This is a genomic window from Ancylobacter mangrovi (assembly GCF_024752355.1).
Lineage (GTDB): Bacteria > Pseudomonadota > Alphaproteobacteria > Rhizobiales > Xanthobacteraceae > Ancylobacter > Ancylobacter mangrovi.
This window is the reverse complement of record NZ_JANTHZ010000009.1, coordinates 138833-165314: the sequence shown is the minus strand read 5'-3', so window position 1 is coordinate 165314 and position 26482 is coordinate 138833. Positions and strand designations below refer to the sequence as shown.

The following is a 26482-nucleotide window of genomic DNA, read 5'->3' as shown; positions in this document are numbered from 1 at the left end:
CTTCCGAGTGTCCCTATGACCGCTGCAGCCGACCCCGCCGCCATTCTCGAAGCGCGCATCGCGGCGAAGGAGGCGAGGATCGGCGTCATCGGCCTCGGCTATGTCGGCCTGCCGCTGGCGCTGGTCGCGGTGGAGGCCGGCTTCCCGGTCGTCGGCTTCGACATCAACCCGCGCCGCGTGGCGGAGATCGCGGCCGGCCGGCAGGTGATCAAGTACATCCCCGCGGCGCGCATGGAGGCGGCGCTCGCCACCGGGCGCTTCGAGGTGACGGAGGATTTCGCCCGGCTCGGCGACTGCGATGCCATCATCGTCTGCGTGCCGACGCCGCTGACCCGCCAGCGCGAGCCGGATCTCTCCTTCGTGGTAGAGACCGCCCGCGCCATCGCCCGCACGCTGCGCCCCGGCCAGCTCGTGGTGCTGGAATCGACCACATGGCCGGGCACCACGGTCGAGGTGGTGAAGCCGATCCTCGAGGAGGCCGGCCTCGTCGCGGGGCGCGACGTGTTCCTCGCCTTCTCGCCGGAGCGCGAGGACCCGGGCAATGCCAGCTTCTCGACCGCGACCATCCCGAAGGTCGTCGGCGGCGACGGCGAGGTGGCCGGCGCGCTCGCGCAGGCGCTCTATCGCCCGCTGGTCTCGCGCGTGGTGCCGGTGTCGTCCACCCAGGTCGCCGAGGCGGTGAAGCTGACGGAGAACATCTTCCGCTCGGTCAACATCGCGCTGGTGAACGAGCTGAAGACCGTCTACGGCGCGATGGGCATCGACATCTGGGAGGTGATCGAGGCGGCAGGCACCAAGCCGTTCGGCTTCATGCCCTTCTATCCCGGGCCGGGGCTGGGCGGGCACTGCATCCCGATCGACCCGTTCTACCTCACCTGGAAGGCGCGCGAGTTCGACATCGAGACGCGGTTCATCGAGCTCGCCGGCCAGATCAACACCCGCATGCCCTATCACGTCGTCGACCGCCTCGCCGAGGCGCTGGACATGCAGGGCGGGCGAGGGCTCTCGGGCGCGCGCATCCTGGTGCTGGGCGCCGCCTACAAGAAGAACGTCGACGACGTGCGCGAGAGCCCGGCGCTGAAGCTGATGGAGCTGATCGACGAGCGCGGCGGGCTGTGCGAGTTCCACGACCCGTTCGTGGCCGCCCTGCCGCCGACGCGGCGGCACCAGCGCCTCTCGGGCAAGCGCTCGATCGATCTGACCCCCGAGGGCATCGCCGGCTTCGACGCGGTGCTGGTGGCGACCGACCATGACGAGGTGGACTATGCGCTCGTCGCCGCCCATGCGCGGGTGCTGGTCGACACGCGCAACGTGTTCGCCCGGCTCGGTCTCGCGCCGGCGGGGCTGGTCAAGGCGTAGCGCTGCTGACGCCGCCCGCGCTGGCGGTCACCTGCGCGCAGACCTTCTCCGGCGCCACGTCGGTGCAGTTCGGGCCGCGGCGGAAATCGTCGTAGTAGATGCGCCACTCCCCGTCCTGGCCGGCCCGGTAGGGGCCGAACTTGAAGTACATGTGGCTGCCGAGCCCGTCGCCCTTGTGGCCGATCGTGCCCTCGACGGTGGCGACCCAGGCGCCGTTGGCGAGGATGTCGATCCGCCCGTCGCCGTTCGGGCCGGGTTTCACCTGGAACACGAAGTCGATCCAGCCGGAGGTGAGGGCAGGGATCTCGCCGCCGCGGGCCGTCACCCGCTGGTCCTGCGTGCAGCCGGTGAAGCCGGCGGCCTTCGCCGTCTCGGTGCTGGTGCCGCCCGCGCCCAGCGCCACGAGGCTGCGGAACTGCGAAAAGCTGTCCGGCGTCGAGGCCGGCGTGTCGCCGGGCTGGCAGCCGGTGGCCGTGAAGGTCGCCTGGTCGGTGTCGACGGTGACGGCGATGCGCCCGTCGATCATCCGCAGCGCCAGCAGCGGGCTGAAGTCGCCATCGGCGCCGGGATCGATCTCCCGCTTCCACTGCGCCATCACATAGCGGTGCCGCTCGGTGGGGATGGGCTGCGCCATCTGCATGGAGAAGGCGTACCAGACCGGCTCGCCATAGAGCACCAGCACCTCGGGCTTCTCCCACACCTCGGCGCGCTCGCTGCACAGGCCGTTGACCTGCTTGCACTGCGAGCGCACGGAGAGGTCGATCGCCTGCTTGCCGGAACGCACGACCTCGCTCTCGAAGGTGTAGGAGCCGGCGCCCTGCTCGCGATTCTTCTTGTAGAAAAGCCCGCCGCCGGGGGCGAAGCTAGTGTCCTCGAATCCGTCGAACAGCACCATGTCGCGACCGTCGGTCGGTTGGGCGCCGGCCTGCTGGGCGCCCGCCGGCGCGGCAAGGGCGGCGAGCGCGGCGGCGCAAGAGACCACGGTCGTCGCGGCGCGCCGCGGGAGAAATCTCGTCATGCCGCTAGGTCCCGCGATCGTGTTAATATCGTCATCGTGTGGTGAGCCGGCGTGCGTTCGAGCCGATCAGTTCCTATGTAGGTCGGTCGATCCTAATCTCCGCGTCCGAAAGGCGTAAAGGCTTGTACGTCAACTTCTTCCGTTACGTCTGGCAGCACAGCCGGCGCGAGCAGATCATCGTGCTGTTCTACGTCGTGGCGTCGCTGCCCTTCTACTGGTGGTCGCTCGATGTGCCCAAGCGCATCGTCAACGAGGCGATCCAGGGCAGCGTGTTCTCGCATGGCCAGGACAAGGCCCTGCTGTTCCACTTCACACTCACGCTGCCGAACTTTCTGGGCGGCTACAGTTTCGACCTCAGCGACGGCTGGATGCTGTCGCAGCTTCCCTATCTGCTTGCGCTAAGCCTGCTGTTCCTCGTGCTGACCCTCATCAACGGCTGGTTCAAGTACGTCATCAACATCCGCAAGGGCATTCTCGGCGAGCGCATGCTGCGCCGCCTGCGGTTCGAGCTGTTCTCGATGGTGATGCGCTTCCGCCCGGAAGACGTGCGCACCACCAAGTCCGCCGAAGTCACCTCGATGATCAAGGACGAGGTGGAGCCGATCGGCGGCTTCTTCGGCGAGGCCTTCATCACGCCGGCCTTCCTCGGCACCCAGGCGATCACCGCCATGGCGTTCATCCTGGTACAGAACATGTGGCTGGGCACGCTGGCGCTGTCGCTGATCGTGGTGCAGGGCATCGTCATTCCGCATCTGCGCCGCGAGCAGATCCGGCTCGGGCGGATGCGCCAGCTCGAATCGCGCGTGCTGGCCGGGCGCATCGGCGAGATGATCGAGGCGGCGCCCGCGCTCCACGCCTATGGCGTCACGCGCTACAGCGGCGCCGAGATCGGCCAGCGGCTCGGCACGCTGTTCGACATCCGGCTGCGGCTCTACCGGCGCAAGTTCGCGGTGAAGTACCTCAACAACCTGCTGGCCCAGCTCACACCCTTCATCTTCTACACGCTGGGCGGCTATCTCGCGCTTCAGGGGCGGCTCGACATCGGCCAGCTCGTGGCCGTGATCGCCGCCTATCGCGACCTGCCCACGCCGATCAAGGAGCTGATCGACTGGGACCAGCAGCGCAACGACGTGACGGTGAAGTACGAGCAGGTGGTCGGCGCCTTCGCCAAGGACTTCCTGCTCGACAACGAGCCCGAGGAGGATCCGACGCCGGTCGCGCCGGACGCGCCGATCACGGCGGTCGGGCTGCGCGTGGTGAGCGGGCGCGGGCTGGTGCAGATCGACCGCATGTCGGCCGCCATCAGCCGGCCGGGACGGATCGCCATCGTCGGGCCCGCCGGCAGTGGGCGCGACATTCTGCCGAAGGTGATCGGGCGCCAGATCACGGACTACCAGGGCAGCATCACGCTGGGCGGGCACGAGCTCTCCAGCATGTCCGACCGTATGGCGAGTGCGACCATGCTCTACGTCTCGGGCGAGCCCTACATCATGTCCGGCACCATCCGCGACAACCTCGTCCTCGCGCTGCGCCGGGCCCTGCCGACGCCGGAGGACCCGAAGAGCGCCTTCGATCGCTACTGGCGCGACGAGGCGCTGAAGACCGACAATCCCGTGGTCTCGCCGGACATCGACTGGGTCGACTATGGCAGCCTCGGCCTGTCCGGGCCGCACGAGCTGGATGCCGCCATCATCCAGGCGCTGCGGGTGGTGGACGGCTATGACGACATCTTCCGCGTCGGCCTGTCGAGCCGGCTCGGCAGCGACCTCTCGCCTGATGTCGCCGAGCGAATGCTGAACGCGCGCGGCGCGATCCTCGCCCATTACGCCGAGCTCGGCATCGCCGACTATGTGGAGTCGTTCCAGCCCAAGCGCTTCAACACCAACGCGACGATCGGCGAGAACCTGCTGTTCGGCGTCTCGATCGGCCAGCGCTTCACGCCGGAGAACCTGCCCTACGACCCGTTCGTGCGCTCGATCATCTCGGCGGAGGCGCTGTCCGGGCCGCTGACCACGATCGGCCTGAAGATGGTCGAGACGGTCGCCGAGGCGTTTCAGGGCCTCGCCGCCAACAACCCTCTGCGCGAGCGCTATTCCTTCGTCGACGACGCCGAGCTGAACGAGCTCTGGCCGAAGGTGGAATCCTCCTGGCAGCGCGGCCAGCGCCGGCAGTTTCCCGCCGAGGTGCGCGACAAGCTGATCGGCTACGCGCTGATGTATGTCGAGCCGCAGCACCGCCTCAACCTGATCGACGACCGGCTGGTTGAGCGCGTGCTGCGCGCGCGGCGCAGCTTCCGCCAGTTCCTGCCGGCGCAGGACACCGGCGAGATCGAATTCTACGACACCAAGAAGCTGATGCCGGGCGCCACCATCCGCGACAACCTGCTGTTCGGCCGCATCCGCTACGGCAAGGCGCATGCGCGCGACCGGCTCGTCGCCGGGGCGGCGGAAGTGCTGACCGAGCTCGGCCTCGAGTCCTTCGTGGTCTCCAAGGGCCTCGATCAGGAGGCCGGGCCGGGCGGCCGTCTGCTCTCCGCACCGCAGCGCGCCACGGTGCAGCTCGCGCGCGCCACCTTGCGGCACCCCGATATTCTCATTCTCGACGACGCGCTCTCTAGCTTTGGCGCATCCGAGGCGCATATGATCATGAACAACATCTTGGAGGCCATGGCCGGGAAGACTGTCATCGTCACGCAATCGAATGACGACGATGTATCGGCGTTCGATCAGGTGCTGACATTCGAGGGAGCGAAGCTGGTCGGGACCGAGCGTGCTGCACCTGCCGCCGAACCCGCCGACGAGGCGGTGGAAGCGGCCGACGAAGCCGCCGGTCCGGCGGAACCGATGCCCGAGAGGGCGAACCCATCCCAGGCGAACCCAACCCATCAGGAGGCGATGAAATGACCATAGAGGACGAAGTCCGGTCGCTTCAGAAATTCCGGATGTTTCACAAGGTCGAAAGCGGAAAGCTGAAGCTTCTGGCGATGATCAGCGACCGGGTGGTGTTCCAGCCCGGCGAGGTCATCTACGAGCAGGACGCGCCGTCCGACGCGGTCTACATCGTGCTTGAAGGCCAGTACAAGGTTTCGCTGCACACGGCGGCGGGGACGATCGACTTCGCCCAGCACGTGCGCGGCGCCCTTCTCGGCGAGGCCGGCGTGCTCTGCGACCAGAGGCGCATGGTGACCATCACCGCGGAGACCTCGGTGGTCGCGCTGAGGGTCGACCGGGAGGATTTCCTCCAGCTTCTGGAGGAATCCCAGCCGTTCAATCACGCGGTCATGCGCGAGCTCGGCCGCCAGATCATGGATCTCAACAACATTTGCGCCCAGCTCGTGCAAAGGTTGCCGCATGGTGCGGCGGGCGTTGACGCGAGCGTTTCCGTTGCGGCGCCGCACTGACGTGGTCCGATGCCCATGACGTCGACGAGGCAGGAGGATCTGAGGAGCCCAGCCGGCGGCCTGAACGATCTTCCATGGGGCTGCCTGGCCCGGCAGTGGTCGGGCTTCGTGCTGTTCGCCTTCGTCCTGACCCATCTCTTGAACCATGCGATGGGCATCTTCGGCGTCGACGCCATGCAGTACGCCCAGCAGTGGCGCTGGCTGATCTGGCGTTCCTGGCCCGGCACCTTCCTGCTCTACGGCGCGGTGCTGACGCATGTGACGCTCGCCGGCTACCGCATCGTGCTGCGGCGCACCTGGCGCATGCCGCCGGACGAGATGTGGCAGATCATCTCCGGTCTCGCCATCCCGTTGCTGGCCGCCGGGCACGTGCTGCAGACGCGCGTCGCCGCCTCCATGTTCGGCGTCGACATCAGCTATGGCGCGGTGCTCCAGCAGCTCTGGCCGGCCGTCATCTTCTCGCAGAGCCTCCTGATCGTGGTCGCCTGGAGCCATGGCGTCATCGGCCTGCACCATGCGCTGCGCTACCAGACCTGGTACCGCGCCTGGCGCCTGCCGGCCTACATCCTCGCCGTCATGATCCCCTTCCTCGCCTTTGCCGGTTTCGTCGCCGCCGGCCGCGAGGCCTCCCGGCTGCCCGCGCTGACGCGCACCTATGAGCAGACGCTCGGCCTGCAGGAAGTCGGCATGGTGGTGAATGCGGGCGTCGCCGGCTTCGCCTTCGGCTTCGTCGGCCTGATTGGCCTGTTCTATCTGCGGCGCCGGGTCGGCTCGACCGTGACCATCACCTATCGCGGCTATGGGCCGGTGGACGTGCCGGCCGGCACCTCGGTGCTGGAGGCGAGCCGCGCCCATCACATTCCCCATCCCTCGTCCTGCCGGGGGCGCGGGCGCTGCGCGACGTGCCGGGTGCAGGTCATCACCGGCAGCGAGCACATCGCCGAGCCGTTCGGTGCCGAGCGGGCGATCCTCAACAGCATCTCCGCCCCGAAGAACGTCCGGCTCGGCTGCCAGATCCGCCCGGTTCGCGACATCAGCGTGCGGGTGCTGATGCCGGTGCTCGGCCGCCACGTCACCTCGGATCAGGACGCGGAAGCGCTCGAATGGGCGATGGAGCGCGAAGCCACCGTGCTGGTGCTGGACCTGCGCGCCTTCGCGACGCTGACCCAGAACCGGCTGCCCTACGAGATCGCGGTGCTGGTCAACCGCTTCTCAAACGAGATGCGCCAGGCGGTGGACAGCCATAGCGGGCGCATCGACGTGATGTATGGCGACGGGCTCACCGCCGTGTTCGACCAGTCCGAGAATCGCGCCACGAACGCCCGCTCCGCGCTGCGCGCCGCGCAGGATATGGGCCGGGTGCTGGAGATGCTGAACGGCGAGATGCGCGGCGTGCTGCCGATCCCGATCCGCGCCGGCATCGGCATCCATAGCGGGCGCGTCGTGCTCGCCCGCATCGGCGACGGCGTCCACCAGCAGGAGATCCGGGCGATCGGCGACACGCTCACCGTCGCCGCGGCGCTGGAGACCGCGTCCAAGGACTTCATCGCCGACTGCATGGTCTCCAAGGAGACCGCCGATGCCTCCGGCTTCAACTTCGCAGGTATGATGTTGCGTGAAGTGATGCTTGACGGCGGCCACGCCAGCGTTCAGGCCTATGCCATTCCCGATGCGGGCCGGCTCGAAGAGGTGACGTCCACCAATCCCGTGCTCGGCACGCTGAAACTGGCGGGGGCCTAGGGCGTGAAGGAGACGGCGTCGAAGGATCTGCTGCGCATCGAGGACCTGCACGTCTCCTTTGCCGTCCATGGCCAGCTCAACGAGGTCGTCAAGGGCATATCGCTGCGCGTGCCGGCGGGGCGGACCGTGGCGCTGGTGGGCGAATCCGGCTCGGGCAAGACGGTGATCTCGCAATCGGTCATGGGCCTCTTGCCGCGCAACGGCGTGGTCCATGGCGGGCGGATCCTGTTCGCCGACCCGGCCAAGGAGGGCAAGGTGATCGACATCGCCGCGCTCGACCGCGACGGCAAGAAGATCCGCCATCTGCGCGGCGGGCGCATCGGCATGATCTTCCAGGAGCCGATGTCGTCGCTCTCGCCGGTGCACACGATCGGCGACCAGATCCAGGAAGCGCTCCAGCTCCATCGCCCGCATCCGCGCAAGGAGGCGCGCGCCGTCACCGAGGAGATGCTGCGCCTCGTGGGCTTCCGCAATCCGCACCACAGCTACGACCAGTACCCGTTCGAGCTCTCGGGCGGCCTTCGCCAGCGCGCCATGCTGGCCATGGCGCTGATCTGCCGCCCGGCGCTGCTGATCGCCGACGAGCCGACCACCGCGCTCGACGTCACCATCCAGGCCCAGGTGCTGAAGCTGATGAAGGAGCTTCAGAGCGAGATGGGCATGGCGATCCTGCTCATCACCCACGATCTCGGCGTGGTCGCCAACATGGCGGACGAGGTGGTGGTGGTCTATCGCGGCCGGGTGATGGAGGCGGGGACGGTCGACGACATCTTCCGCCACCCCCGGCATCCCTATCTGAAGGCGCTGCTGAAGGCCTCGCCCGATTTCGACATGGCCGAGGGCGAGCGCCTGGTCGCGCTGCGCGAGGTGCCGCCCACCGCCCCGCCGGCGGATCTGCGGCACGAGCCGGTGCTGCGCGCGGCGCCGACGCCGCTCCTGAACGTGCGCAACCTGCGCAAGACCTATGGCAGCAAGCACGGGGCGAGCATCGTCGCGGTCGAAGATGTGAGCTTCGACATCCTGCGCGGCCAGTGCTTCGGTCTCGTTGGCGAGAGCGGCTCGGGCAAGACCACCGTCGGCAACATGATCATGCGCGCGCGCAGCGCCGATTCCGGCTCGGTGATCTTCAACGACCGCACCGGCCCGGTCGACGTGCTGGCGCTGCAGGACGAGGAACTGCGCACCTTCCGGCCGCGCATGCAGATGATCTTCCAGGACCCCGTCTCCTCGCTGTCGCCGCGCATGACGGTGCTCGACATCATCCGCGAGCCGATGATCGTGCAGGGGCGCGGCACCGACGCGGAGCAGAAGAAGCGGGCGGTGGAACTGATGGAGTGCGTCGGGCTCGACCCGCGCTTCCTTAGCCGCTATCCGCACAGCTTCTCGGGCGGCCAGCGCCAGCGCATCGGCATCGCCCGCGCGCTCGCGCTCAACCCGGACCTCATCATCTGCGACGAGCCGGTCTCGGCGCTCGACGTCTCGGTGCAGGCGCAGGTGCTGAACCTCCTGAAGGACCTCCAGGCCTCGCTCGGCCTGACCTACCTGTTCGTCTCCCACAACCTCGCCGTGGTGCACTACATGGCCGAGCAGATCGCGGTGATGGCACGCGGGCGCATCGTCGAGATCGGCCCGCGCGAGGCGCTGTTCCGCCGGCCCGCGCATCCCTATACGCGCGCGCTGCTGAAGGCGGTGCCGCTGCCGGACCTCGACCGCAAGCTCGACTTCGACGTCGCCTTCACCGGTGGCGCCTCCGATCCGGCGAGCTGGCCGGAGGAGTTCCGCGCCACCGCGCCCGGCTCGCTCGAGATGATCGATCTCGGCGGGGGACATTTCGTGCTCGCCGACCGCGCCTGCACCGCGCGCGACGTCACGGCGGCATAGGGGCAGGCCATGCTGACGCGACGCGCATTCGGGATTCTCAGCCTCCTTCTCCCGGCGAGCGGGCTCCTGAGAGCGGGCCGCGCGCTCGCCGAGCCGCGCGACCTCTCGCTCGAGCCGCCCTCCTTTGTGCGCGACATCTGGGAGGGGCGGCTGCCCGAGCTGGCGCAGCGGCTGCCGCAGGACCCGCGGGTAATCGACCTGCCGGCCATGGGCCGCGCGCCGGGCCACTATGGCGGCACGATGCGGATGCTGATGGGCGACCAGCGCGACATCCGCATGATGACCGTCTACAGCTACGCCCGGCTGGTGGTGTTCGACCTGAAGGGCGACATCGTCCCCGACATCCTCGCCAAGGTGGACATCGAGCAGGGCCGCATCTTCACGCTGCACCTGCGCAAGGGGCATCGCTGGTCGGACGGCCATCCCTTCACCTCGGAAGACTTCCGCTACTGGTGGGACGACGTCGCCAACAACGCGCATCTGAGCCCCGACGGCCCGCCGCTGCAGCTCGTGGTGAAGGGCGAGCGCCCGGTCTTCGAGGTGGTGGACGAGACCACCGTGCGCTTCATGTGGTCGACGCCCAATCCCGGCTTCCTGCCGGCGCTGGCGGGGGCGCAGCCGGTGCTCATCATGCTGCCCGCCCACTACATGAAGCAGTTCCACCAGCGCTATGCCGACCCGGTGCGGCTCGGGGCGCTGATCCGCGGCGAGCGGGTGAAGGGCTGGGGCGCGCTGCACGACCGCATGGCGCGTTCCTACCGGCCGGAAAACCCGGACCTGCCGACGCTTTCCGCCTGGATGCCCACCACGAAGCCGCCGGCGGAGTTCTTCGTCTTCAAGCGCAATCCCTACTACCACCGGGTCGACGAGCAGGGACGCCAGCTCCCCTATGTCGACGAGGTCACCATGTCGATCGGCACCTCGTCGCTGATCCCGGCGAAGGTGGCGGCCGGCGCCGCGGACCTGCAGGCGCGCTACATCAGCTTCGCCGACTACACCTTCCTGAAGGAGGGCGAGCACAACGGGCACTACCATGTGCGCCTGTGGGAGCGCGGGGAGGGTGCCTATGTCACGCTGGTGCCCAACCTCAACGTCGCCGATCCGGGCTGGCGGGCGGTGCTGCGCGACGTCAGGGTGCGCCGGGCGCTGTCGGTGGCGATCAACCGGCGCGACATCAACCAGGTGATCTTCTTCGGGCTCGGCCACGAGGGCGCGAATACGGTGCTGCCCGGCAGCCCGCTGTACGATTCCCGGTACGACCATGCCTGGGCGCAGTACGACCCCGCGCTCGCCAACAAGCTTCTCGACGAGGCCGGGCTGGACAAGCGCGACGATGACGGCATCCGCCTGCTGCCGAACGGGCGCCGCGCCGAGATCACGATCGAAACCGCCGGCGACAACACCGAGGAAACCGACATCCTCGAGCTGGTCGGCTACGACTGGGAAAAGATCGGCATCAAGCTCTATGCGCGCGGCGTGCAGCGCGACCTGCTGCGGCGCAGCGTCATCGCCGGCAACGCCACCATGGCGGTCTGGCCGGGGCTCGACAACGCCACCGCCGGGCCCAACATGCCCCCGGACTCGCTCGCGCCCACCAGCTCCATGCAGTTCCAGTGGCCGCTCTGGGGCCAGTATGTCGACACAATGGGGCGCGAGGGCGAGAAGCCGGACCTGCCGGCCGCCGAGAAACTGGTGGACCTCGCCAAGCAGTGGCGCCGCTCCGTCACGCCGGAGGAGCGCCGCCAGATCTGGGAGAAGATGCTCCAGATCAATGCCGACCAGGTGTTCACCATCGGCATCGTCAACCGCACCTCGCAGCCCGTCGTGGTCAACGACCGGCTGCGCAACGTGCCGGAGGTCGGGATCTACAGCTTCGAGCCGGGCGCCTATTTCGGCATCTACCTGATCGACACCTTCTGGTTCGAGGACGGCAACGCCGCCCTCGAGGTGAAAAGGGACTGAGGGATGCTGCTGCGCTACATCCTCCGCCGCATCCTCATCATGGTCCCGACGCTGCTCGTCACCAGCGCGCTGATCTTCACCGTGATGGAGCTGCCGCCGAGCGACTATTTCGAGACCCTACAGGCCGAGATGGCGGCGCAGGGCGAGCACGCCGACACCAGCCGCATCGAGTTCCTCAAGCGCGAATACGGCTTCGACCGCCCGCCGGTCGAACGCTATTTTCGCTGGATCGGCGGCTTCGTGCGGGGGGATTTCGGCTATTCCTTCGAATATGAGATGCCGGTGCGCGACCTCGTCGGCGAGCGGCTCGGCCTCACCATCCTGGTGTCGTTCAGCACCATCTTGCTGACCTGGCTGGTCGCTTTCCCCATCGGCATCTATTCGGCCACCCATCCCTATAGCTGGGGGGATTACGGCCTCACCTTCGTCGGCCTGCTCGGCATCGCCGTGCCGCACTTCCTGCTGGCGCTGATCACCATGTACTTCGCCAATGTGTGGTTTGGCCTGTCGATCGGCGGATTGATGGACCCGATCTATTTCAACGAGCCCATGAGCTGGGCCAAGGTGCAGTCGATTCTTGCCCATCTCTGGATTCCGGTGATCATCATCGGTGCCGGCGGAACCGGAACCATGGTGCGCGCAATCCGTGCCAACCTCCTGGACGAGCTTCAGAAACAGTACTACGTCACCGCCAAGGCCAAGGGCCTGCCGCCCGGCAAGGCACTGGTGAAATACCCGCTGCGCATGTCGCTCAACTTCTTCGTCTCGAACATCGGCGACATCCTGCCGACGGTGGTCTCGGGCTCGGAGCTTACCGCCGTCGTTCTCTCGCTGCAAACCACGGGCCCGCTGCTGCTGCGGGCGCTACAGAGCCAGGACATGTATCTGGCCGGCTCGTTCCTCCTCTTCTTGTCCTGCCTGACCGTGATCGGCGTGCTGATCTCGGACATCGCGCTCGCCTTCCTCGACCCGCGCATCCGGCTTCAGGGGGGCAGCCTGAAATGAGCGCGACCACCCATTCCCTGCCGCCGCCGGGCGCGCCGCTGGATCACTTCGTCGACGACGCGCCGTTCGATCCCTACGCCACCGAGCCGATGACCAAGGCGCAGGAGCGGATCTATCTCGCTTCGCAGCTCACCCTGATGTGGTGGAAGTTCAAGCGCCACCGCCTCGCCGTCGTCTCCGGGCTGTTCCTCGCGGTGCTCTACGCCTCGATCCTCATCAGCGAGTTTCTTGCGCCGTATAATTATACCGAACGCCACACCGACTTCATCCGCAGCCCGCCGCAGGCGGTCCACCTGTTCCACGACGGCAATTTCATCGGCCCGTTCACCTATGGGCTGACCTACACGCTCGACATGGAGAAGCTGCGCCGCAACTACACCGAGGACACCAGCCGCATCTATCCGGTGCGGTTCTTCTGCCGCGGCGACAGCTACCGGTTCTGGGGCCTCGTCGAGGGCAATCTGCACCTCGTGTGCCCGGGCGAGGGCGGCACGCTGTTCGTGCTGGGAACCGACCGGCTCGGCCGCGACATGCTCTCGCGGCTGATCTACGGCGCGCGGATCTCGCTCACCATCGGCCTGATCGGCATCTCGGTCAGCTTCGGGCTCGGCATCATCATCGGCGGGCTGGCGGGCTATTACGGCGGCTGGTTCGACCTCTTGACCCAGCGCGCCATCGAGGTAGTCCAGTCGCTGCCGCACATCCCACTCTGGCTGGCGCTCTCGTCGGTGATGCCGCCGACCTGGAGCCCGCTGCTGGTCTATTTCGGCATCACCATCATCCTCGGGCTGATGGACTGGACCGGGCTGGCGCGCGCGGTGCGCTCCAAGCTGCTCTCGCTGCGCGAGGACGACTATGTGGTCGCCGCCCAGCTCATGGGCGCGAAGACGCCGCGCATCGTGTTCCGCCACCTCGTGCCGGGCTTCATGAGCCATCTCATCGCCATGGCGACCATCGCCATTCCGAGCATGATCCTCGGCGAGACGGCGCTGTCCTTCCTCGGCCTCGGCCTGCGCCCGCCCATCACGAGCTGGGGCGTGATGCTGAACGAGGCGCAGAACATCAACATCGTCGTGCTCTATCCCTGGCTCATTCTGCCGGTCGTTCCCGTCATCGCGGTGATCCTCGCCTTCAACTTCCTGGGCGACGGGCTTCGCGACGCGGCCGATCCCTATCGCTGAGATTTCCTCCGCCGCATGTCCGACACCTCCCCCTCCGAGATTTCCCGCCTCGAGAAGACGCTGTTCCGCCTCCAGGCCCAGCATGCCTGCCTCGCCTATGCCTTCGAGGCCATCGCGGACCGGCCCGGGCCGGTGGTCGAGCTCGGGCTCGGGCTCGGGCGCACCTTCGATCATCTGCGCCGGCACCTGCGAGGGCGCGAGATCTTCGTCTTCGACCGGGTGAACAAGGCCTATGAGGACTGCCGGCCCGACCCGGCGCATCTTTTCCTCGGCGAGATCGAGGAGACACTGCCGGCGCTCGGCGAGCGGCTGGCGGGGCGGGTGGTGCTGGCCAATTCCGACCTCGGCTCGTTCGACCGCGAGCTGAACCGCCGCGTCGCCGCCATGTCCGCACGGCTGCTGCCGCCGGTGATGGCGCCGGGCGGGATCGTGATGTCCGACCTGCCGCTGGAGCTCGACGGATTCGAGGCCCTGCCGCTGCCGCCCGGCGCGCGCGAGGGCCGTTACTATCTCTACCGCCGCCCTTCCTGAGTGGGCAGGAACTCGGCCAGCGAGCGGAAGCGCGCGGCGCCGGAGCCGAGCAGGCGGCCGATCAGCCCGTCGAGGAAGCGGTCGATCCAGCCATCGTGCACCAGATGGTGGGTGAGGAGGCCGATCGGCTCGAGCGTGCCCGGCGGGGCGTCGAGCTCCTCCTCGACCAGCCGCCCGAGCCGGTCCAGCAGCACGGTCTCGTCGACCAGCCCGCCGCCGCCATGCCAGTCGATCGGATCGAGATGGGCGTTGACCGCAACGAGGCCGGGCAGGGCGTGCGCGGGCCGGCGCTGATAGGTCGAGAGAAGTCGATAGCCGGCTTCGGAATGGCGGCCCGCGAGGGCGGGATCGATCCGGTTCCATGGCGGCACGAAGACGGGCAAAGCGCGGGGGCCGAACAGCTCCGCGAGCCGCTGGTGGCCGGCCTGCGCCTCGGCGAGCATCGCCTCGGTTGAGCGGTGGGGGCCGAACTCGGCTTTCTTCACCCCGGCTGGGGCGTGGTTGGCGTGCGCCCAGCCATGCGCCAGCACGTCGATGCCGGTCTCGCCGGCAAGCCGCTCGGCGAGGGCCGGGGTGGCGCGGGAGGGGATAACCGCGAGGGCGAGCGGCACCTGCCAGCGCTCCCGGCGCGCGAGCAGCGCATCGAGGGCGGGTGTGGGATCGGTCGCGTCGTCGTCGCGCCACCAGAAGTCGATTATCCGCCCCGCCGCTCGGGCACGCGCCATTAGCAGGTCGAGCCGCACCCAGCCGGCCTCGATGGCACGCCGCCGCGCGATCTCCTCCGCGACGATGTCGGCCGCCCGTGCCGCCCCCTCGCGCCCTATGCCGCTCCAGTCCGGGGCCGGGCGCTCCAGAAGCTCACCGAGCGCGCCTGCCAGCGTCTCGGCGGTGAGGTCGGCGGCCGGCAGATGTCGGGCGAGGCCGCGCCGGGTGAGTTCCTCGGCGCGGATGGTCTGCTCCTTCTCGCCGCCCTCGGCGAAGGGCACGAGGATCGCGCGGGCATTGGCGGCGGCGAGGTCGAGCACGGTGTTGTAGCCGGACTGGCTGACCGAGGCCGCAGCGCGGGCGAGCAGGGCCGGGAAGTCCGGCCGCGCCCGCTCGACGCGCATGTTCGCCGGTGCCTGCGCGCCGAGCGCGGCGAAGACCTCTTCGGGAACGCCATGGCCGACGAGCAGGCGCCATTGCCGCGCCGGCATCAGCCGGGCGGCCTCGATGGCGGTTCGCGCCAGCGGCAGGCCGGCCGCCGAGCCGCCGCCGGAGACGACGATCTCATCGCGGCCAGTATTCCCATCATCGGCGAAAGCGCGTTCACCGTCATGGACATAACCGGTTTCTCTCAGCCGGTAGTCGAGCTTTCCGGCCTCGGGCCACGAGGCGGCGAGCGGAACCATTTCGGCGGCGCCGTGGAACAGCACGGCATCGTAGCAGGCGCCGAGCCGGGCCAGTGTCGCCGCGACCCGCTCGGGCCGCGAGGGCGGGTTGAGCACGTCGCGGATCGAACAGAGGATCGCCGGCCGGTCGGGGCGCGCGAGGGCGTGCTCGAGCAGCGCGTCGAACTCCGCCGCCAACGAGCGGCGGCCGAAGGGATAGAGCTCGGTTATGAGCGCGTCCGGTGCGGCCGCGTCGAAGGCGGCGAGAAGGGCGGCGCGGCGCATCGCGAACCATGCCGCATCAGCGCGCACGTCCGTCGCCGCGTAGAGCGTCGAGAAATCGGTACCGACGCAATGCACCGGCGGGAGCTGGACCAGATCGACTCCGTCGAGCGCGACCGTCGCGGCGGGCCGGCCGCCGGAGACCAGCGTCACCTTCCAGCCGCGCGCCGCCATCGCCCGGCCGACCGCGGCCATGCGGGTGAGATGGCCCACGCCGAGCAGGTGGGTGACGACGATCATCACCTTGAAATCGTTCACTCGTTGGTCTCCGGCAGCGGGATGCCCGCGCGGGTGAAGGCGCGGGCGAGCGTCGCGGCGGCTACGGGGAGGGAGCGCTCGCTGGCGATGAAACGCGCGGCCTCGGCGCCCATGGCGCGCCGCTTCTCCGCATCGGCGAGCAGGCTCTCGATGGCGCCGGCGAAGGCGGCGACGTCGCCCGCGGGGGTGAGCAGGCCGGTGCGGCCCGCGCGCATGGCGTCGGCGATGCCGCCATAGGCGCCGGCGACGCAGGGCAGGCCGTGTGCCTGCGCCTCCAGATAGGCGGCGCCGAACGCCTCATTGACGCCCGGCCACACGAAGATGTCGGCGCGCCGCAGCCGCTCGCTCAGCGCGGCGCGGTCGGTGATGGCGCCGTGGAAGACGACGCGGTCGCCGAGCGGGGCAAAGGCGGCCTCGACCTCGCTCCGAGCCGGCCCGTCGCCGACGATATCTAGGGTCCAGTTGGCGTTCCGCGTCGCGATCATGGCCAACGCCTCGGCGAGCTGGCGGTAGGAAGCGAGCTTGTCGCCCCGGCGCATCATGGCGACGCTGATGAGCCGCGGCGCCTCGTGCCTGCCGGTCGGCCTGATGCCCGGGGCCGGCAGATGGGGCCATTCCGACAGGTCCATGAAGGGCTTGAGGTCGGCGATGTGCTGCCCGGCGGGCTTCAGCCTCTCCAGCATCTCGCGGTCAGCGGCGGTCGGTGTCAGCAGCAGCCGCGCCGCGTCGATCGCCCGTTCGGCCAGCGCATGCCCCTCGGCGAAGCGGCCGGTGGCGCGCTTCGGGGCGCGGGAGGGCTCGGCGATGACATAGGGCACGCCAAGACGCCGCGCGAGTTCCGGGCCGATCAGGTCGGGCGCTTTGTAGTAGACGTGGTAGGTGAAGACGCAGGCGACCCTCTCGCCCTGCGGCGCGCCGGCCAGCCGATCGATGTCCGCGCGCGCCTCCTCCAGCCTGTCGCGCCAGCCCGCCTCGTCCGGATCGGGCAGGTAGCTGCGCAGCTGCGAGGCCAGCTCGACCTCATAGCCGAGCGTCGTCAGCAGCTTGACGAACAGCCGGGCCATGGTCCGCTCGCCGGAGGGTGTCGGGTGGTCGGGCGATTTGAGCGGCGCGAGGAACAGGCAGCGCATCGCCTCAGGGCCTGGCCGCGACGCTCTCGGCCGCATCTTCGCCTTCTGCGGCGATCTCGGCCGGGTGCGGGACGGCATAGCGATCCGGGTCGCGCAGCAGTGCCTCCAGCCGGTCGATGCCGGCGTCGAAGGTGAAGTCCGCAATGAGCCGCGCATGGGCCGCGCGGCCGAGTGCGCGGCGCCGCTGCGGATCGGCGATGAGGGCGGCGAGCGCCTCGGAGAGCGCGGCCGCGTCGCCCGGCGGCACGAGGAGCCCGTTCACGCCGTCGTCGATGAACTCCGGCACGCCGGCGAACCGGGTGGAGACGATGGGCAGCTCCTGCGTCGCCGCTTCCATCAGCACGTTGGGCAGGCCGTCACGGTCGCCGTCCTCGCCCGGCCGGCTCGGCAGCACGAAGAGATCGGCCTCGCGCAGCGCCTCGATCACGGTGCCCTGCGCCTGGCTGCCGCGCCATTCGATCCTGTCGGCGATGCCGAGCCGCGCGGCCTGCGCCTTCAGCGCGTCGACGAGCGGCCCGGTGCCGATATGCACCAGCCGCCAGCCGAGCGAGGCCGGCAGCAGGGCGAGCGCGTCGACCAGCGTGTCGAGGCCCTTCTTGGTCACGGCGCGGCCGACCGCGATGAGCCGGACCGGATCGGTGGGGTCGCTGCCGTCCGCCGGCCGGCGCGCTGCGGGCGGGGCGGGAAAGCGCGCGAGATCGAGCCCGTGATAGACCAGCTCGACCCGCCCGCCCGCGGGGCCCGAGACCCGGCGCAGCTCGTTCCAGCCGTCGGCGGTGCAGGTCGCGCCCCAGCGCGCCCCGGCGATCTTCTCGCGGCGCTCCCATTCCGGCGTGGTCCAGATGTCCTTGGCATGCGCCGAGAAGGAGAAGCTGCGGCCGGTCAGCAGCGCCGCGTAGCGGGTCACGGAGGCCGGCGTGTGCAGGAAATGGACGTGCAGGTGCCGGATGCCGGGGTCGAGCTCGCGCGCCAGCACGAAGGCCTGGCCGATCCGGCGCATCCGGCTCGCGGAAGGGTCGCGCCGCAGGTCGCGCAGGAACACGCGCAGGGTCGGCTTCCACCGCAGGTGCCGGAAGGCGTGGACCATGCCCTTCAGCACGCGGCGCGGGTCGTCCTTCAGATATTCCGGCAGGTAGAACAGCCGGGCCGAGATCGCCTCGTGCATGGGGTGGCGGTAGCGGTCGGTCGGATGGCGCAGCGACCAGATGTCGAACGCGAATCCCCGCCGCTCCAGCTCGAGGATTTCCTGCGCGATGAAGGTCTCGGAGAGGCGCGGATAGCCCTTGAGGACGATCGCGATGCGGGACGCGCCGGCCGGGCGTCCCTCGCCGGAAGGAACGAGCAGCAAATCAGCCCCCGAGACCGATCGAGGCCATGGTGCCGGCCTGCGGCATGAAATGCGGTGCGATGTAGCTGGCGATGCGCGGCAGGCCGTCGAGCAGGCCGGGGGAGGCGACCTGCGAGGGCGCGGGCTGGTCGCGCAGCGCGGTCAGCGCCTGCGCCATGACGAGCGGGTCGCGGCTCGCCTCGCCCTGCTCGATCGGATCGAGCAGCATCTGCACGAGGCCGAGCGCGGAGGCGCGGCTGGCCCGGATGAGCTGCTCCTGGCGCGGGCGCGAGCGCGGCATCAGCAGCGCCGGCGTGTCGAAGGAGAGGATCTCGCAGAAGGTGTTGTAGCCGCCCATGGCGACGACCGCTGTGGCCCGGCTCATCAGCCGCTCGATCTTGGGGTCGAACACGATGGCGTCGACCTTCGGCAGCCGCTCGATGCGCTCCAGGAAATGCGTGCGCTGCGCGTTCGACAGGAAGGGCCCGAAGGTGATGACCGAGGGCAGCGGGATGTCGGGGTCGGCCTCGTAGGCGGAAATCACCCAGTCGATCAGCCCCGCGCCGTCCGCTCCGCCGCCGGTGGTGACGAGGATGAATGGCCCCTTGGTGGAGCGCGGGTAGCGAATCCCCGAGGACCCGCCGGGAACCGAGCGGCGCAGATAGCCCGTATAGACGATGCGCGAATGCATGTCGGCCGGCAGGGGAATGCCGTCGAGCGGGCGGTAGAACTCCTCGCTCCCGTAGACCAGCACGTCGTCGTAATGGTCGGTCATGACGCGGATGGCGCCCTTGTCGTGCCATTCGGCGCGGATGATCTCCGGGCTGTCGAGCACATCGCGCACGCCGATGATGCGGCGCGTGCCCATGTTGCCCATCAGCTTGAGGCTGGGCACCAGTTCGCCGCGGAAGCCGGCGGGCTCCTTGTCGGCGATGAAGATGTCGGGCCGGAACGATTCCGCGGTCTGGCGGATGAGCGCCTCGCGGATCGCCGTCACCTCGGAGACGTCGAGCCGCAGATTGGCGCTGGCATAGCTGCCGTTCTCGCTCTTGGCGACGCCGGGTACGTGCACGAAGTCGATCCCCGGCGCGAAGTTGAAGCTTCCCGCCAGCGCCGAGCCGGAGATGATGAGCACCGACACGTCGCCATGCGCGGCCACCAGCGCGTTCGCGATGGCGCGCGAACGGCGGATATGGCCGAGCCCGTAGGTGTCGTGGCTGTACATGAGGACACGGGGCGTCCTCCTGCCCTGCCGTACCGACTCGGTAGGGGACGCGTCGCCGGAAGTACGTTCCATCAGTCTTCCCGCAGGCAGTTCGCCATGTCTGTTTCCGGGCCGGTCCGACGACCATGCCCCGTGATGCCGGATGTTGCGCCGATGGTAAGACGGCGCGGTGCGCTCTGTCGAGACGGCCCATCGGATGAGCCGTGGGCGAAAATGCGAACTCGAAAAAACCGGCCGGCGGCCCGCGCCGCAAGCGTTGGAGCCTCGTGCCGGAGCAGCATGAACCAAGGCGTCCGCGCCGTCCAGCCGCAGGCCGCCCGCTTCGGGGCGGTGCCTGGCTATGGTGCCGGGGTGGGGGCGCTGCCGCAAGCGGCAGGTCGCATCCGGGCGAAACCGTCCGGCGGCCGCCGTCAGGGCGCGCCGGTCGAGCGGGAGGCGCTTGGGGAGCCTGATTCCTCGTACCAGCCCCTGGACCGGTTCACGATCCACACTACGGAGAGCATCACCGGCACCTCGATGAGCACGCCGACCACGGTCGCCAGCGCCGCGCCGGAGCGGAAGCCGAACAGGCTGATCGCGGCGGCGACGGCGAGCTCGAAGAAGTTTGAGGCGCCGATCAGCGCCGACGGTCCGGCGACGCAATGGCGCTCGCCGGCAAGGCGGTTGAGCAGGTAGGCGAACCCGGCGTTGAAATAGACCTGGATCAGGATCGGCACGGCGAGCAGGGCGATGACCAGCGGCTGGCGCAGGATCTCGTCGCCCTGGAAGCCGAACAGCAGCACCAGCGTCGCCAATAGCGCCGCCAGCGAGAGCGGCTGGAGCCGCGCCAGCAGGCCGGCCAACGCCGCCTCGCCGCCGCTGCGCAGGAGCGCGGCGCGGATGAGCTGGGCGAGGATGACGGGAACGACGATGTAGAGCGCCACCGAGAGTGCGAGCGTCGCCCACGGCACGACGATGGCGGAGAGGCCGAGCAGCAGCCCGACGATCGGCGCGAAGGCGACAACCATGATGGCGTCGTTGAGCGCCACCTGGCTGAGCGTGAAATGCGGCTCGCCGCGGGTGAGGTTCGACCACACGAAGACCATGGCGGTGCAGGGGGCCGCCGCGAGCAGGATGAGCCCGGCGATGTAGCTGTCGATCTGGTCGGCCGGCAGGTAGGGCCGGAACAGCCAGCCGATGAACAGCCAGCCGAGCGCGGCCATGGAGAACGGCTTCACCGCCCAGTTGACGAACAGCGTGACGCCGATGCCGCGCCAGTGCCGGCGCACCTCGGCCAGCGCCGCGAAGTCGATCCGCAGCAGCATCGGGATGATCATCAGCCAGATCAGCACCGCGACCGGCAGGTTGACCCTCGCGATTTCGGCGGCGGCGATGGCGTGGAACAGGCCCGGCAGCAGGTGCCCGAGCGCCACGCCCGCGACGATGCACAGGCCCACCCAGACGGTCAGGTAGCGTTCGAAGGTCGACATGGTGCCTCAGAGCAGGATGCGACGGGTGAAGAGCTCGGCCCCGGCCGGGCAGAGGGTGGCGAGGAGCGGCGACTGGAGGATCGGGTCGGGCACGCGCCGGCGGTCGACGGCGCCGAAGCCGATCGTCGCGAAGAAGCCGGCCGCGGAGGTCGCCGCCAGCCAGACATGGCGTGCGCCGGCGTCGAAGGCGCGGCTCGACAGCAGGAGGACGAGGTTCCGGCCGATGCCGCGGTGGCGCCACTCCTCCTTGACCAGCAGGGAGCGCAGCAGCGCGTCCGAGCCGAACAGCTCGAAGCCGGCATAGCCGACGAGCTTGCCGCCGAGCGTGCGGTAGCTGAAGAAGCGCCCGGCGCTGCCGCGCAGGTCATCGGTAGGCAGCCCGGCGTCGCGCAGTGCCTTGGCGAGGCGCGGATCGCTCGCCGCGACCTGCTCGTCGCGCAGGAACGGCGTGCCGTCGTCCTTGTCGAAATCGGTGGCCGGCACGATGGGAAGGACGTCCAGCACCGTCTCCGACGGGCGGCAGAGCTTCACGCCGAGAGGCGAGACGACGATCGGTCGGTTGATCAGTATCGGATGCTCGCGCACCGCGGCCAGCAGGGCCTCGTCGTCGAGCGCCGGGTCGTCGAGGCCGAGCTCAGCGAAGGGCGTGCCGCGCTCGCGCAGCAGGTTCCGCAGCGGCCAGCCCATGCGGTGCGCGAGCTGGCGCAGCAGCGCAGGGGTCGGCGGCGATTTCAGGTACTCGACGACATGCGGCTCGATGCCGGCATGCCGGATGAGGGCGAGCACATTGCGCGAGGTGCCGCAATCGGGGTTGTGGTAGACGATGACGTCCATGGGTCTGCCCGTGCTCAGGCCGCGCTCGGGCGGGGCCGGGTCGTGCCCTGCAACTGGCCGATCTCGGCCAGCCTCGCGCCGAGCGTCATGCGGTCGAGGCTGGCGATCGGCAGCGCCGCGAAGACGGAGATGCGGTTCCTGAGGTGACGGAAGGCGGCGACGAAGGCCGCCTCCTTTTGCAGGTCGTTGCCTTCGACCGCGGCCGGGTCCTCGATGCCCCAATGCGCGGTCATGGGCTGGCCGGGCCAGACCGGGCAGGCCTCGCCGGCCGCCGCGTCGCAGACGGTGAACACGAAGTCCATGACCGGCGCGCCGGGCGCCGCGAACTCCTCCCAGCTCTTCGAGCGCAGGCCCTCAAGCGGGTAGCCGTAGCTCTGCAGCACCTTCAGCGCCAGAGGATTGACCGTGCCCTTGGGCTGGCTGCCGGCGGAGAAGGCGCGGAACCGGCCCGCGCCGTCCTGCGCGAGGATGCTCTCGGCGAGGATGGAGCGCGCCGAATTGCCGGTGCACAGGAACAGGACGTTGTAGATGCGTTCGGTGCGGAATGGGTCAGTCATTGGCCACCTCCCTGGCGGCATTGTCGGGCGAGGCGCAGCAGGGCGACAGGTCGGCGATCAGCGGCGCGCAGATTTCGGGGCGTCCGCCGCAGCAATCCGTGACGAGGAACCCGGCGAGCGCGGCGACGGCATCGAGCCGCGCCCGGTAGATGATCGACCGGCTCTGGCGCTCGGCCTCGATCAGCCCGGCGCGGGAGAGAACGGCCAGATGGGTCGACATGGTGTTGTGCGGCACGTCGAGGCGCCGGGCGATCTCGCCGGCGGGCATGCCCGCGGGCTCATGCGCCATCAGGAGCCGGAACACGTCGAGACGCGTCGGCTGGGCGAGAGCGGCGAAAGCGGCAATGGCGTGCTCCGAGTCCATATGTCGACGATAAACGACATATGGACGTATCGCAACTAAAGATCGCGGCCCGACGAATTTACAAGGGACGTCATGCCCTCTCCCCGGTTCACATCGTCGGCGCGATGCGCATGAATGGTGGCATCCGCGCCGCGGGTCAGGGCAACCCGGCGGCGAGCGCGGCAAAGGAGACGGCAAAGTGACCGAGCACATCGTCCCGGGCAGGCACGACCTGCTTCTCGTGGTCGACATCCAGTATGATTTCTGCCCGGGCGGCGGCCTCGCCGTGCCGCGCGGCGACGAGGTGGTGCCGGTGGTCAACCGGGTCGCGGCCGGCTTTGCCCATGTGGCGCTGACGCAGGACTGGCATCCGCCCGGCCATCTGTCCTTCGCGTCCTCGCACCCGGGTGCGCAGCCCTATGAGACCATCGATGTCGATTACGGCGCGCAGATCCTGTGGCCGGATCATTGCGTGCAGGGCACGCCGGGCGCGGCGCTGCGCGAGGACCTCGCGATCCCGCACGCCGAGTTGGTCCTGCGCAAGGGCTATCATCCGGGGATCGATTCCTATTCCGCCTTCTACGAAAACGACCGCCGCACCGCGACCGGGCTCGGCGGCTATCTGCGCGAGCGCGGCTTCAGGCGCATCTTCCTCGCCGGCCTCGCCTTCGATTTCTGCGTGCGCTACTCGGCCGAGGACGCCCGGCGCGAAGGCTTCCACGTGGTGGTGATCGACGATTGCTGCCGGAGCATCGACGTCGGCGGCTCGGACGCCGATACGCGCCGGCAGTTCCAGGCCATCGGCGTCGAATGCATCCCCTCCGCCGCCCTCGGGTAGGACCGGCAGCTTGACCCGTCTCAAGGACGAGGTGCCGGAACCGTGGTCCGGTCGTCACGTTGGTCTCGTCGAACAGGCCGGCCAAAGGAGTGGTCCATGCAGGACAAGTCGACACCCGAAGACAATGGCGGCGACGAGGACGTGCTCACCGTCTCGCCGGAGAGCGTGTGCTTCCTTATCGTCAAGGCGCGCGAGTTCGATGCCAAGGACGAGGTGACCGAGCCGGACCCCGGCTCCAATCCGTCCGACGACGGCGACATCGCCGTGCTCGAGGACCATGGCGACGACCCGTCGGCGCAGGAAATTCGCTCGTTCATCCATGCGATGTCGATCGACGAGCGCATCGACCTGGTGGCGCTGATGTGGCTCGGCCGGGACGATTATTCCGCCGAGGACTGGGAGAGGGTGCGCGAGCAGGCCGTGCAGGAGTACAATGGCCGTACTGCCGACTATCTGCTGGGCACGCCGATGCTCGGGGATTTTCTGGAGGAGGGCCTCTCGCTGCTGGGCTATTCCTGCGAGGAGTTCGAGACCGGCCGGCTCTGAGCGACGCTGCCGGCGCGCAGGAGCGGCGCGGCAGGCATGAGCGGGCGAGGTGAGGGAAGCGACGCATGCCCTACGCTGCCAATGCCGATCTTCCACCCTCGGTCCGCGAGCACCTGCCGCGGCACGCGCAGGACATTTTCCGCGAGGCGTTCAATCATGCCTTCGACGCGCATCGCGGTGAGCCGCGGGGCGAGGAGGCCGCATTCCGCATCGCCTGGGCGGCGGTGAAGCGTTCCTATGCCAAGCAAGGCGAGCAATGGGTGCGTTCGGACGGGGCGGACTGAGCCCTCTCCCTGCCTACCTCGCCGAAAGGACGCGCGGGGGCAAGGCCGCCCCCCGTGACCGGGAGGAAAGCGCCATGCACCAACCATCTCTGCCCGAACCATCTCTGCCCGAAAGACCTTTCGCCGAGCCCCCCGACCTGATGGCCGTGCTGCGCCGGACGCAGCTTGCTGCCATGGAGAACCTGCGCCAGGTGCAGGGGAGAACGCTCGACTGCTTCGGCTTCGGCACCCATGAATGCGCTTATGAGGTCGTCGCCAGCGGCCCGCATTGGCGCCTGCGCCACTATGCGGGGCCGGGAGGCGGCGCGCCGCTTCTGCTGGTGCCGGCGCCGATCAAGCGTCCCTACATCTGGGACCTGACACCGGACGTCAGCGCCGTGCGCTTCTGCCTCGATCATGGCTATGACGTGCGGTTGCTGGAATGGCTGCCGCCTTCGGAGCAGGACGGCGACGCCGGCGTCGAAGCCTATGTCGAGGCGGTTGTCGCGGCCCGGCGGGCGGCGGCGAACGGGCCGGCGACGTCTCCCTTCGTCCTCGGCCATTCGCTCGGCGGCACGCTGGCGGCGATCGCCTGCGCGCTCGAGCCCTCGCTCGCGCGGGGCCTCGTGCTGCTCGGCGCCCCGCTCAGCTTCACGCCCGGCTCGAGCCGGTTCCGTGACCTCGTCGTTGCCCGGTCGAAGGACATGGCCCGGCAGGGACTGGTCGCCGGCTCGCAGCTCTCGCAGGGCTGCGCGATGATGTCGCCGGGCACCTTCGTCTGGTCGCGCATGATGGACGGCATGTTCGCCATGGCCGACCCGGCGGCGATGGCGATTCACATGCACATTGAGCGCTGGGCGCTGGACGAGGTGGCGCTGCCCTCGCGGCTGGTCTGCGAGATGGTGGACTGGCTCTATCGCGAGGACCGCTTCCGGCGCGGGGCGCTGACGATCGGCGGGCGGCGGCTCGGACCGGCCGATCTTTCGGTGCCGGTGCTGGCGGTCGTCGTTCCGGCCGACGAGATCGGTCCGCGCAGCTCGGTCGCGCCCTTCTTCTCGAAGATGCCGGCCGGGCGAACGCGCATCATCGAGCATCCGGCGGAGATCGGGGTCGGCCTCCAGCATCTGGCGATCCTCGCCGGGCGCCGCGCGCATGCGCAGACCTGGCCGGAGATCGCGCGCTGGATCGATGCCGAGGCGTGACGGGGCGGGAGGGGAGCCATGGGTTTCGCCGATCGCAAGGATGCCGGAAGGCGGCTCGCGGCCGCGCTCGCCAACTTCAAGGGGCGGCATCCCGTCATTCTGGCCCTGCCGCGCGGCGGCGTGCCGGTGGCGGCGGAGATCGCCGCCGCGCTCAAGGCGCCGCTCGACCTCGTACTGGTCCGCAAGGTCGGCTGGACGATGCAGCCGGAACTCGCCGTCGGCGCGGTGGTCGACGGCGCCGATCCGATCGTCGTGCGCAACGAGGCGCTGATCGCGCGCATGGGCGTCAGCGAACGCGAGTTCGGCGAGGTCCGCGACGCGGAGCTGGCCGAGATCGAACGACGCAAGCACCGCTATCTGGGCCAGCGCCGCCGCGCGCCCATCGCCGGGCAGACGGTGATCGTGGTCGATGACGGCATCGCCACCGGCGCCACCGTCAAGGCGGCGCTGCGGGCGATCCGCCAGCGCGGGCCGAAGGAGCTGGTGCTGGCCGTGCCGGTCGCGCCGCCCGAGGCGGTGGCCGATCTCGAAGGCGAGGTCGACGAGCTGGTCTGCCTCGAAACGCCGGAGCCGTTCGGCGCTATCGGCTATTTCTACGGCGATTTCAGCCAGGTGAGCGACGAGGAGGTCATCGCTGCGCTCGCGCGCTTTCCGGTCGAAGCGCCGGGCGATCCGCCCCGGGCGGAGTGAAAGTTCGCATTTCGTCTGGCGGCGGGCGCGCCCGCGCGCAAAGATCGCGCAGTCGATTCCGGGGCCGTCGC

General features: G+C 69.3%; 24 protein-coding genes. 15 read left to right on the top strand and 9 right to left on the bottom strand.

The window, feature by feature from the left end; all coding sequences use genetic code 11:
- The first annotated feature begins 15 nt into the window (after positions 1–15).
- Positions 16–1359, top strand: a complete 1344-nt coding sequence (locus NVS89_RS18470) for a nucleotide sugar dehydrogenase (protein ID WP_258734226.1) — start codon at positions 16–18, stop codon at positions 1357–1359.
- Here NVS89_RS18470 and NVS89_RS18465 read toward each other — a convergent pair.
- Positions 1349–2377, bottom strand: coding sequence for a polysaccharide lyase family 20 protein (locus NVS89_RS18465; protein ID WP_258734225.1), 1029 nt, complete (start codon positions 2375–2377; stop codon positions 1349–1351). The genes NVS89_RS18470 and NVS89_RS18465 overlap by 11 nt on opposite strands.
- A 122-nt stretch (positions 2378–2499) precedes the next feature.
- On the opposite strand from NVS89_RS18465, the gene NVS89_RS18460 reads away from it, so the two are divergent.
- The 8 genes from NVS89_RS18460 to NVS89_RS18425 are packed head-to-tail and all read left to right on the top strand — an operon-like array spanning position 2500 to position 14077.
- The gene (locus tag NVS89_RS18460) at positions 2500–5280 is read left to right on the top strand and encodes an ABC transporter transmembrane domain-containing protein (RefSeq protein ID WP_258734224.1); all 2781 of its coding nucleotides are present in this window, start codon (positions 2500–2502) and stop codon (positions 5278–5280) included.
- A gap of 38 nt (positions 5281–5318) precedes the next feature.
- Complete coding sequence (locus NVS89_RS18455) at positions 5319–5777, top strand: Crp/Fnr family transcriptional regulator (protein ID WP_258734223.1); 459 nt, start codon at positions 5319–5321, stop codon at positions 5775–5777.
- Positions 5778–5792: 15 nt separating this feature from the next.
- Positions 5793–7517, top strand: a complete 1725-nt coding sequence (locus tag NVS89_RS18450) for an adenylate/guanylate cyclase domain-containing protein (RefSeq protein WP_258734222.1) — start codon at positions 5793–5795, stop codon at positions 7515–7517.
- Positions 7518–7520: 3 nt separating this feature from the next.
- Positions 7521–9398 carry an ABC transporter ATP-binding protein gene (locus tag NVS89_RS18445; protein WP_258734221.1) on the top strand — a complete coding sequence of 626 codons (1878 nt, stop codon included), beginning with the start codon at positions 7521–7523 and terminating at the stop codon, positions 9396–9398.
- Between the two features lie 9 nt (positions 9399–9407).
- A complete protein-coding gene (locus NVS89_RS18440; protein ID WP_258734220.1) occupies positions 9408–11360 on the top strand; it encodes an ABC transporter substrate-binding protein in 1953 nt (650 codons plus the stop codon).
- 6 nt (positions 11361–11366) lie between these two features.
- Positions 11367–12365, top strand: a complete 999-nt coding sequence (locus NVS89_RS18435; RefSeq protein WP_258734277.1) for an ABC transporter permease — start codon at positions 11367–11369, stop codon at positions 12363–12365.
- Positions 12362–13546 carry an ABC transporter permease gene (locus tag NVS89_RS18430; protein ID WP_258734219.1) on the top strand — a complete coding sequence of 395 codons (1185 nt, stop codon included), beginning with the start codon at positions 12362–12364 and terminating at the stop codon, positions 13544–13546. Before NVS89_RS18435 ends, NVS89_RS18430 begins: the two co-directional genes overlap by 4 nt.
- Positions 13547–13561: 15 nt before the next feature.
- A complete protein-coding gene (locus tag NVS89_RS18425) occupies positions 13562–14077 on the top strand; it encodes a class I SAM-dependent methyltransferase (protein ID WP_258734218.1) in 516 nt (171 codons plus the stop codon).
- Here NVS89_RS18425 and NVS89_RS18420 read toward each other — a convergent pair.
- The 8 genes from NVS89_RS18420 to NVS89_RS18385 all read right to left on the bottom strand — a co-directional run bounded on the left by NVS89_RS18420 (position 14059) and on the right by NVS89_RS18385 (position 22893).
- Complete coding sequence (locus tag NVS89_RS18420) at positions 14059–15987, bottom strand: glycosyltransferase (protein ID WP_258734217.1); 1929 nt, start codon at positions 15985–15987, stop codon at positions 14059–14061. The two genes, NVS89_RS18425 and NVS89_RS18420, sit on opposite strands and share 19 nt — an antisense overlap.
- The gene (locus tag NVS89_RS18415) at positions 15984–17117 is read right to left on the bottom strand and encodes a glycosyltransferase family 4 protein (protein WP_258734216.1); all 1134 of its coding nucleotides are present in this window, start codon (positions 17115–17117) and stop codon (positions 15984–15986) included. The genes NVS89_RS18420 and NVS89_RS18415 overlap by 4 nt, the downstream gene beginning before the upstream one ends.
- Before the next feature lie 4 nt (positions 17118–17121).
- Positions 17122–18465, bottom strand: coding sequence for a glycosyltransferase family 4 protein (locus tag NVS89_RS18410; protein ID WP_258734215.1), 1344 nt, complete (start codon positions 18463–18465; stop codon positions 17122–17124).
- 1 nt (position 18466) lies between these two features.
- Positions 18467–19669: a glycosyltransferase family protein gene (locus NVS89_RS18405; protein ID WP_258734214.1), complete on the bottom strand. Its 1203-nt coding sequence runs from the start codon at positions 19667–19669 to the stop codon at positions 18467–18469.
- Positions 19670–20079: 410 nt separating this feature from the next.
- Complete coding sequence (gene arsB, locus NVS89_RS18400; protein ID WP_258734213.1) at positions 20080–21138, bottom strand: ACR3 family arsenite efflux transporter; 1059 nt, start codon at positions 21136–21138, stop codon at positions 20080–20082.
- A gap of 6 nt (positions 21139–21144) precedes the next feature.
- Complete coding sequence (arsC, locus tag NVS89_RS18395) at positions 21145–21972, bottom strand: arsenate reductase (glutaredoxin) (protein WP_258734212.1); 828 nt, start codon at positions 21970–21972, stop codon at positions 21145–21147.
- A 14-nt stretch (positions 21973–21986) separates the two neighbouring features.
- Positions 21987–22529: an arsenate reductase ArsC gene (locus tag NVS89_RS18390; protein WP_258734211.1), complete on the bottom strand. Its 543-nt coding sequence runs from the start codon at positions 22527–22529 to the stop codon at positions 21987–21989.
- Positions 22522–22893 (bottom strand): ArsR/SmtB family transcription factor, encoded by a 372-nt coding sequence (locus tag NVS89_RS18385; RefSeq protein ID WP_258734210.1) that lies wholly within the window; start codon positions 22891–22893, stop codon positions 22522–22524. Before NVS89_RS18385 ends, NVS89_RS18390 begins: the two co-directional genes overlap by 8 nt.
- 20 nt (positions 22894–22913) lie before the next feature.
- Between NVS89_RS18385 and NVS89_RS18380 the strand changes: the two genes are divergently transcribed.
- The 6 genes from NVS89_RS18380 to NVS89_RS18355 all read left to right on the top strand — a co-directional run bounded on the left by NVS89_RS18380 (position 22914) and on the right by NVS89_RS18355 (position 26411).
- Entirely contained in the window at positions 22914–23075 is a 162-nt protein-coding gene (locus NVS89_RS18380) for a hypothetical protein (RefSeq protein ID WP_258734209.1), read from the top strand.
- Positions 23072–23710 (top strand): bifunctional nicotinamidase/pyrazinamidase, encoded by a 639-nt coding sequence (gene pncA / locus NVS89_RS18375; RefSeq protein WP_258734208.1) that lies wholly within the window; start codon positions 23072–23074, stop codon positions 23708–23710. The genes NVS89_RS18380 and pncA overlap by 4 nt, the downstream gene beginning before the upstream one ends.
- Before the next feature lie 96 nt (positions 23711–23806).
- The gene (locus NVS89_RS18370; protein ID WP_258734207.1) at positions 23807–24256 is read left to right on the top strand and encodes a DUF3775 domain-containing protein; all 450 of its coding nucleotides are present in this window, start codon (positions 23807–23809) and stop codon (positions 24254–24256) included.
- Between the two features lie 65 nt (positions 24257–24321).
- Positions 24322–24540, top strand: a complete 219-nt coding sequence (locus tag NVS89_RS18365; protein WP_258734206.1) for a ChaB family protein — start codon at positions 24322–24324, stop codon at positions 24538–24540.
- A gap of 74 nt (positions 24541–24614) precedes the next feature.
- Positions 24615–25721, top strand: coding sequence for a polyhydroxyalkanoate synthase family protein (locus tag NVS89_RS18360; RefSeq protein WP_258734205.1), 1107 nt, complete (start codon positions 24615–24617; stop codon positions 25719–25721).
- A gap of 18 nt (positions 25722–25739) precedes the next feature.
- Entirely contained in the window at positions 25740–26411 is a 672-nt protein-coding gene (locus NVS89_RS18355; RefSeq protein ID WP_258734204.1) for a phosphoribosyltransferase, read from the top strand.
- The last annotated feature ends 71 nt before the right edge of the window (positions 26412–26482 follow it).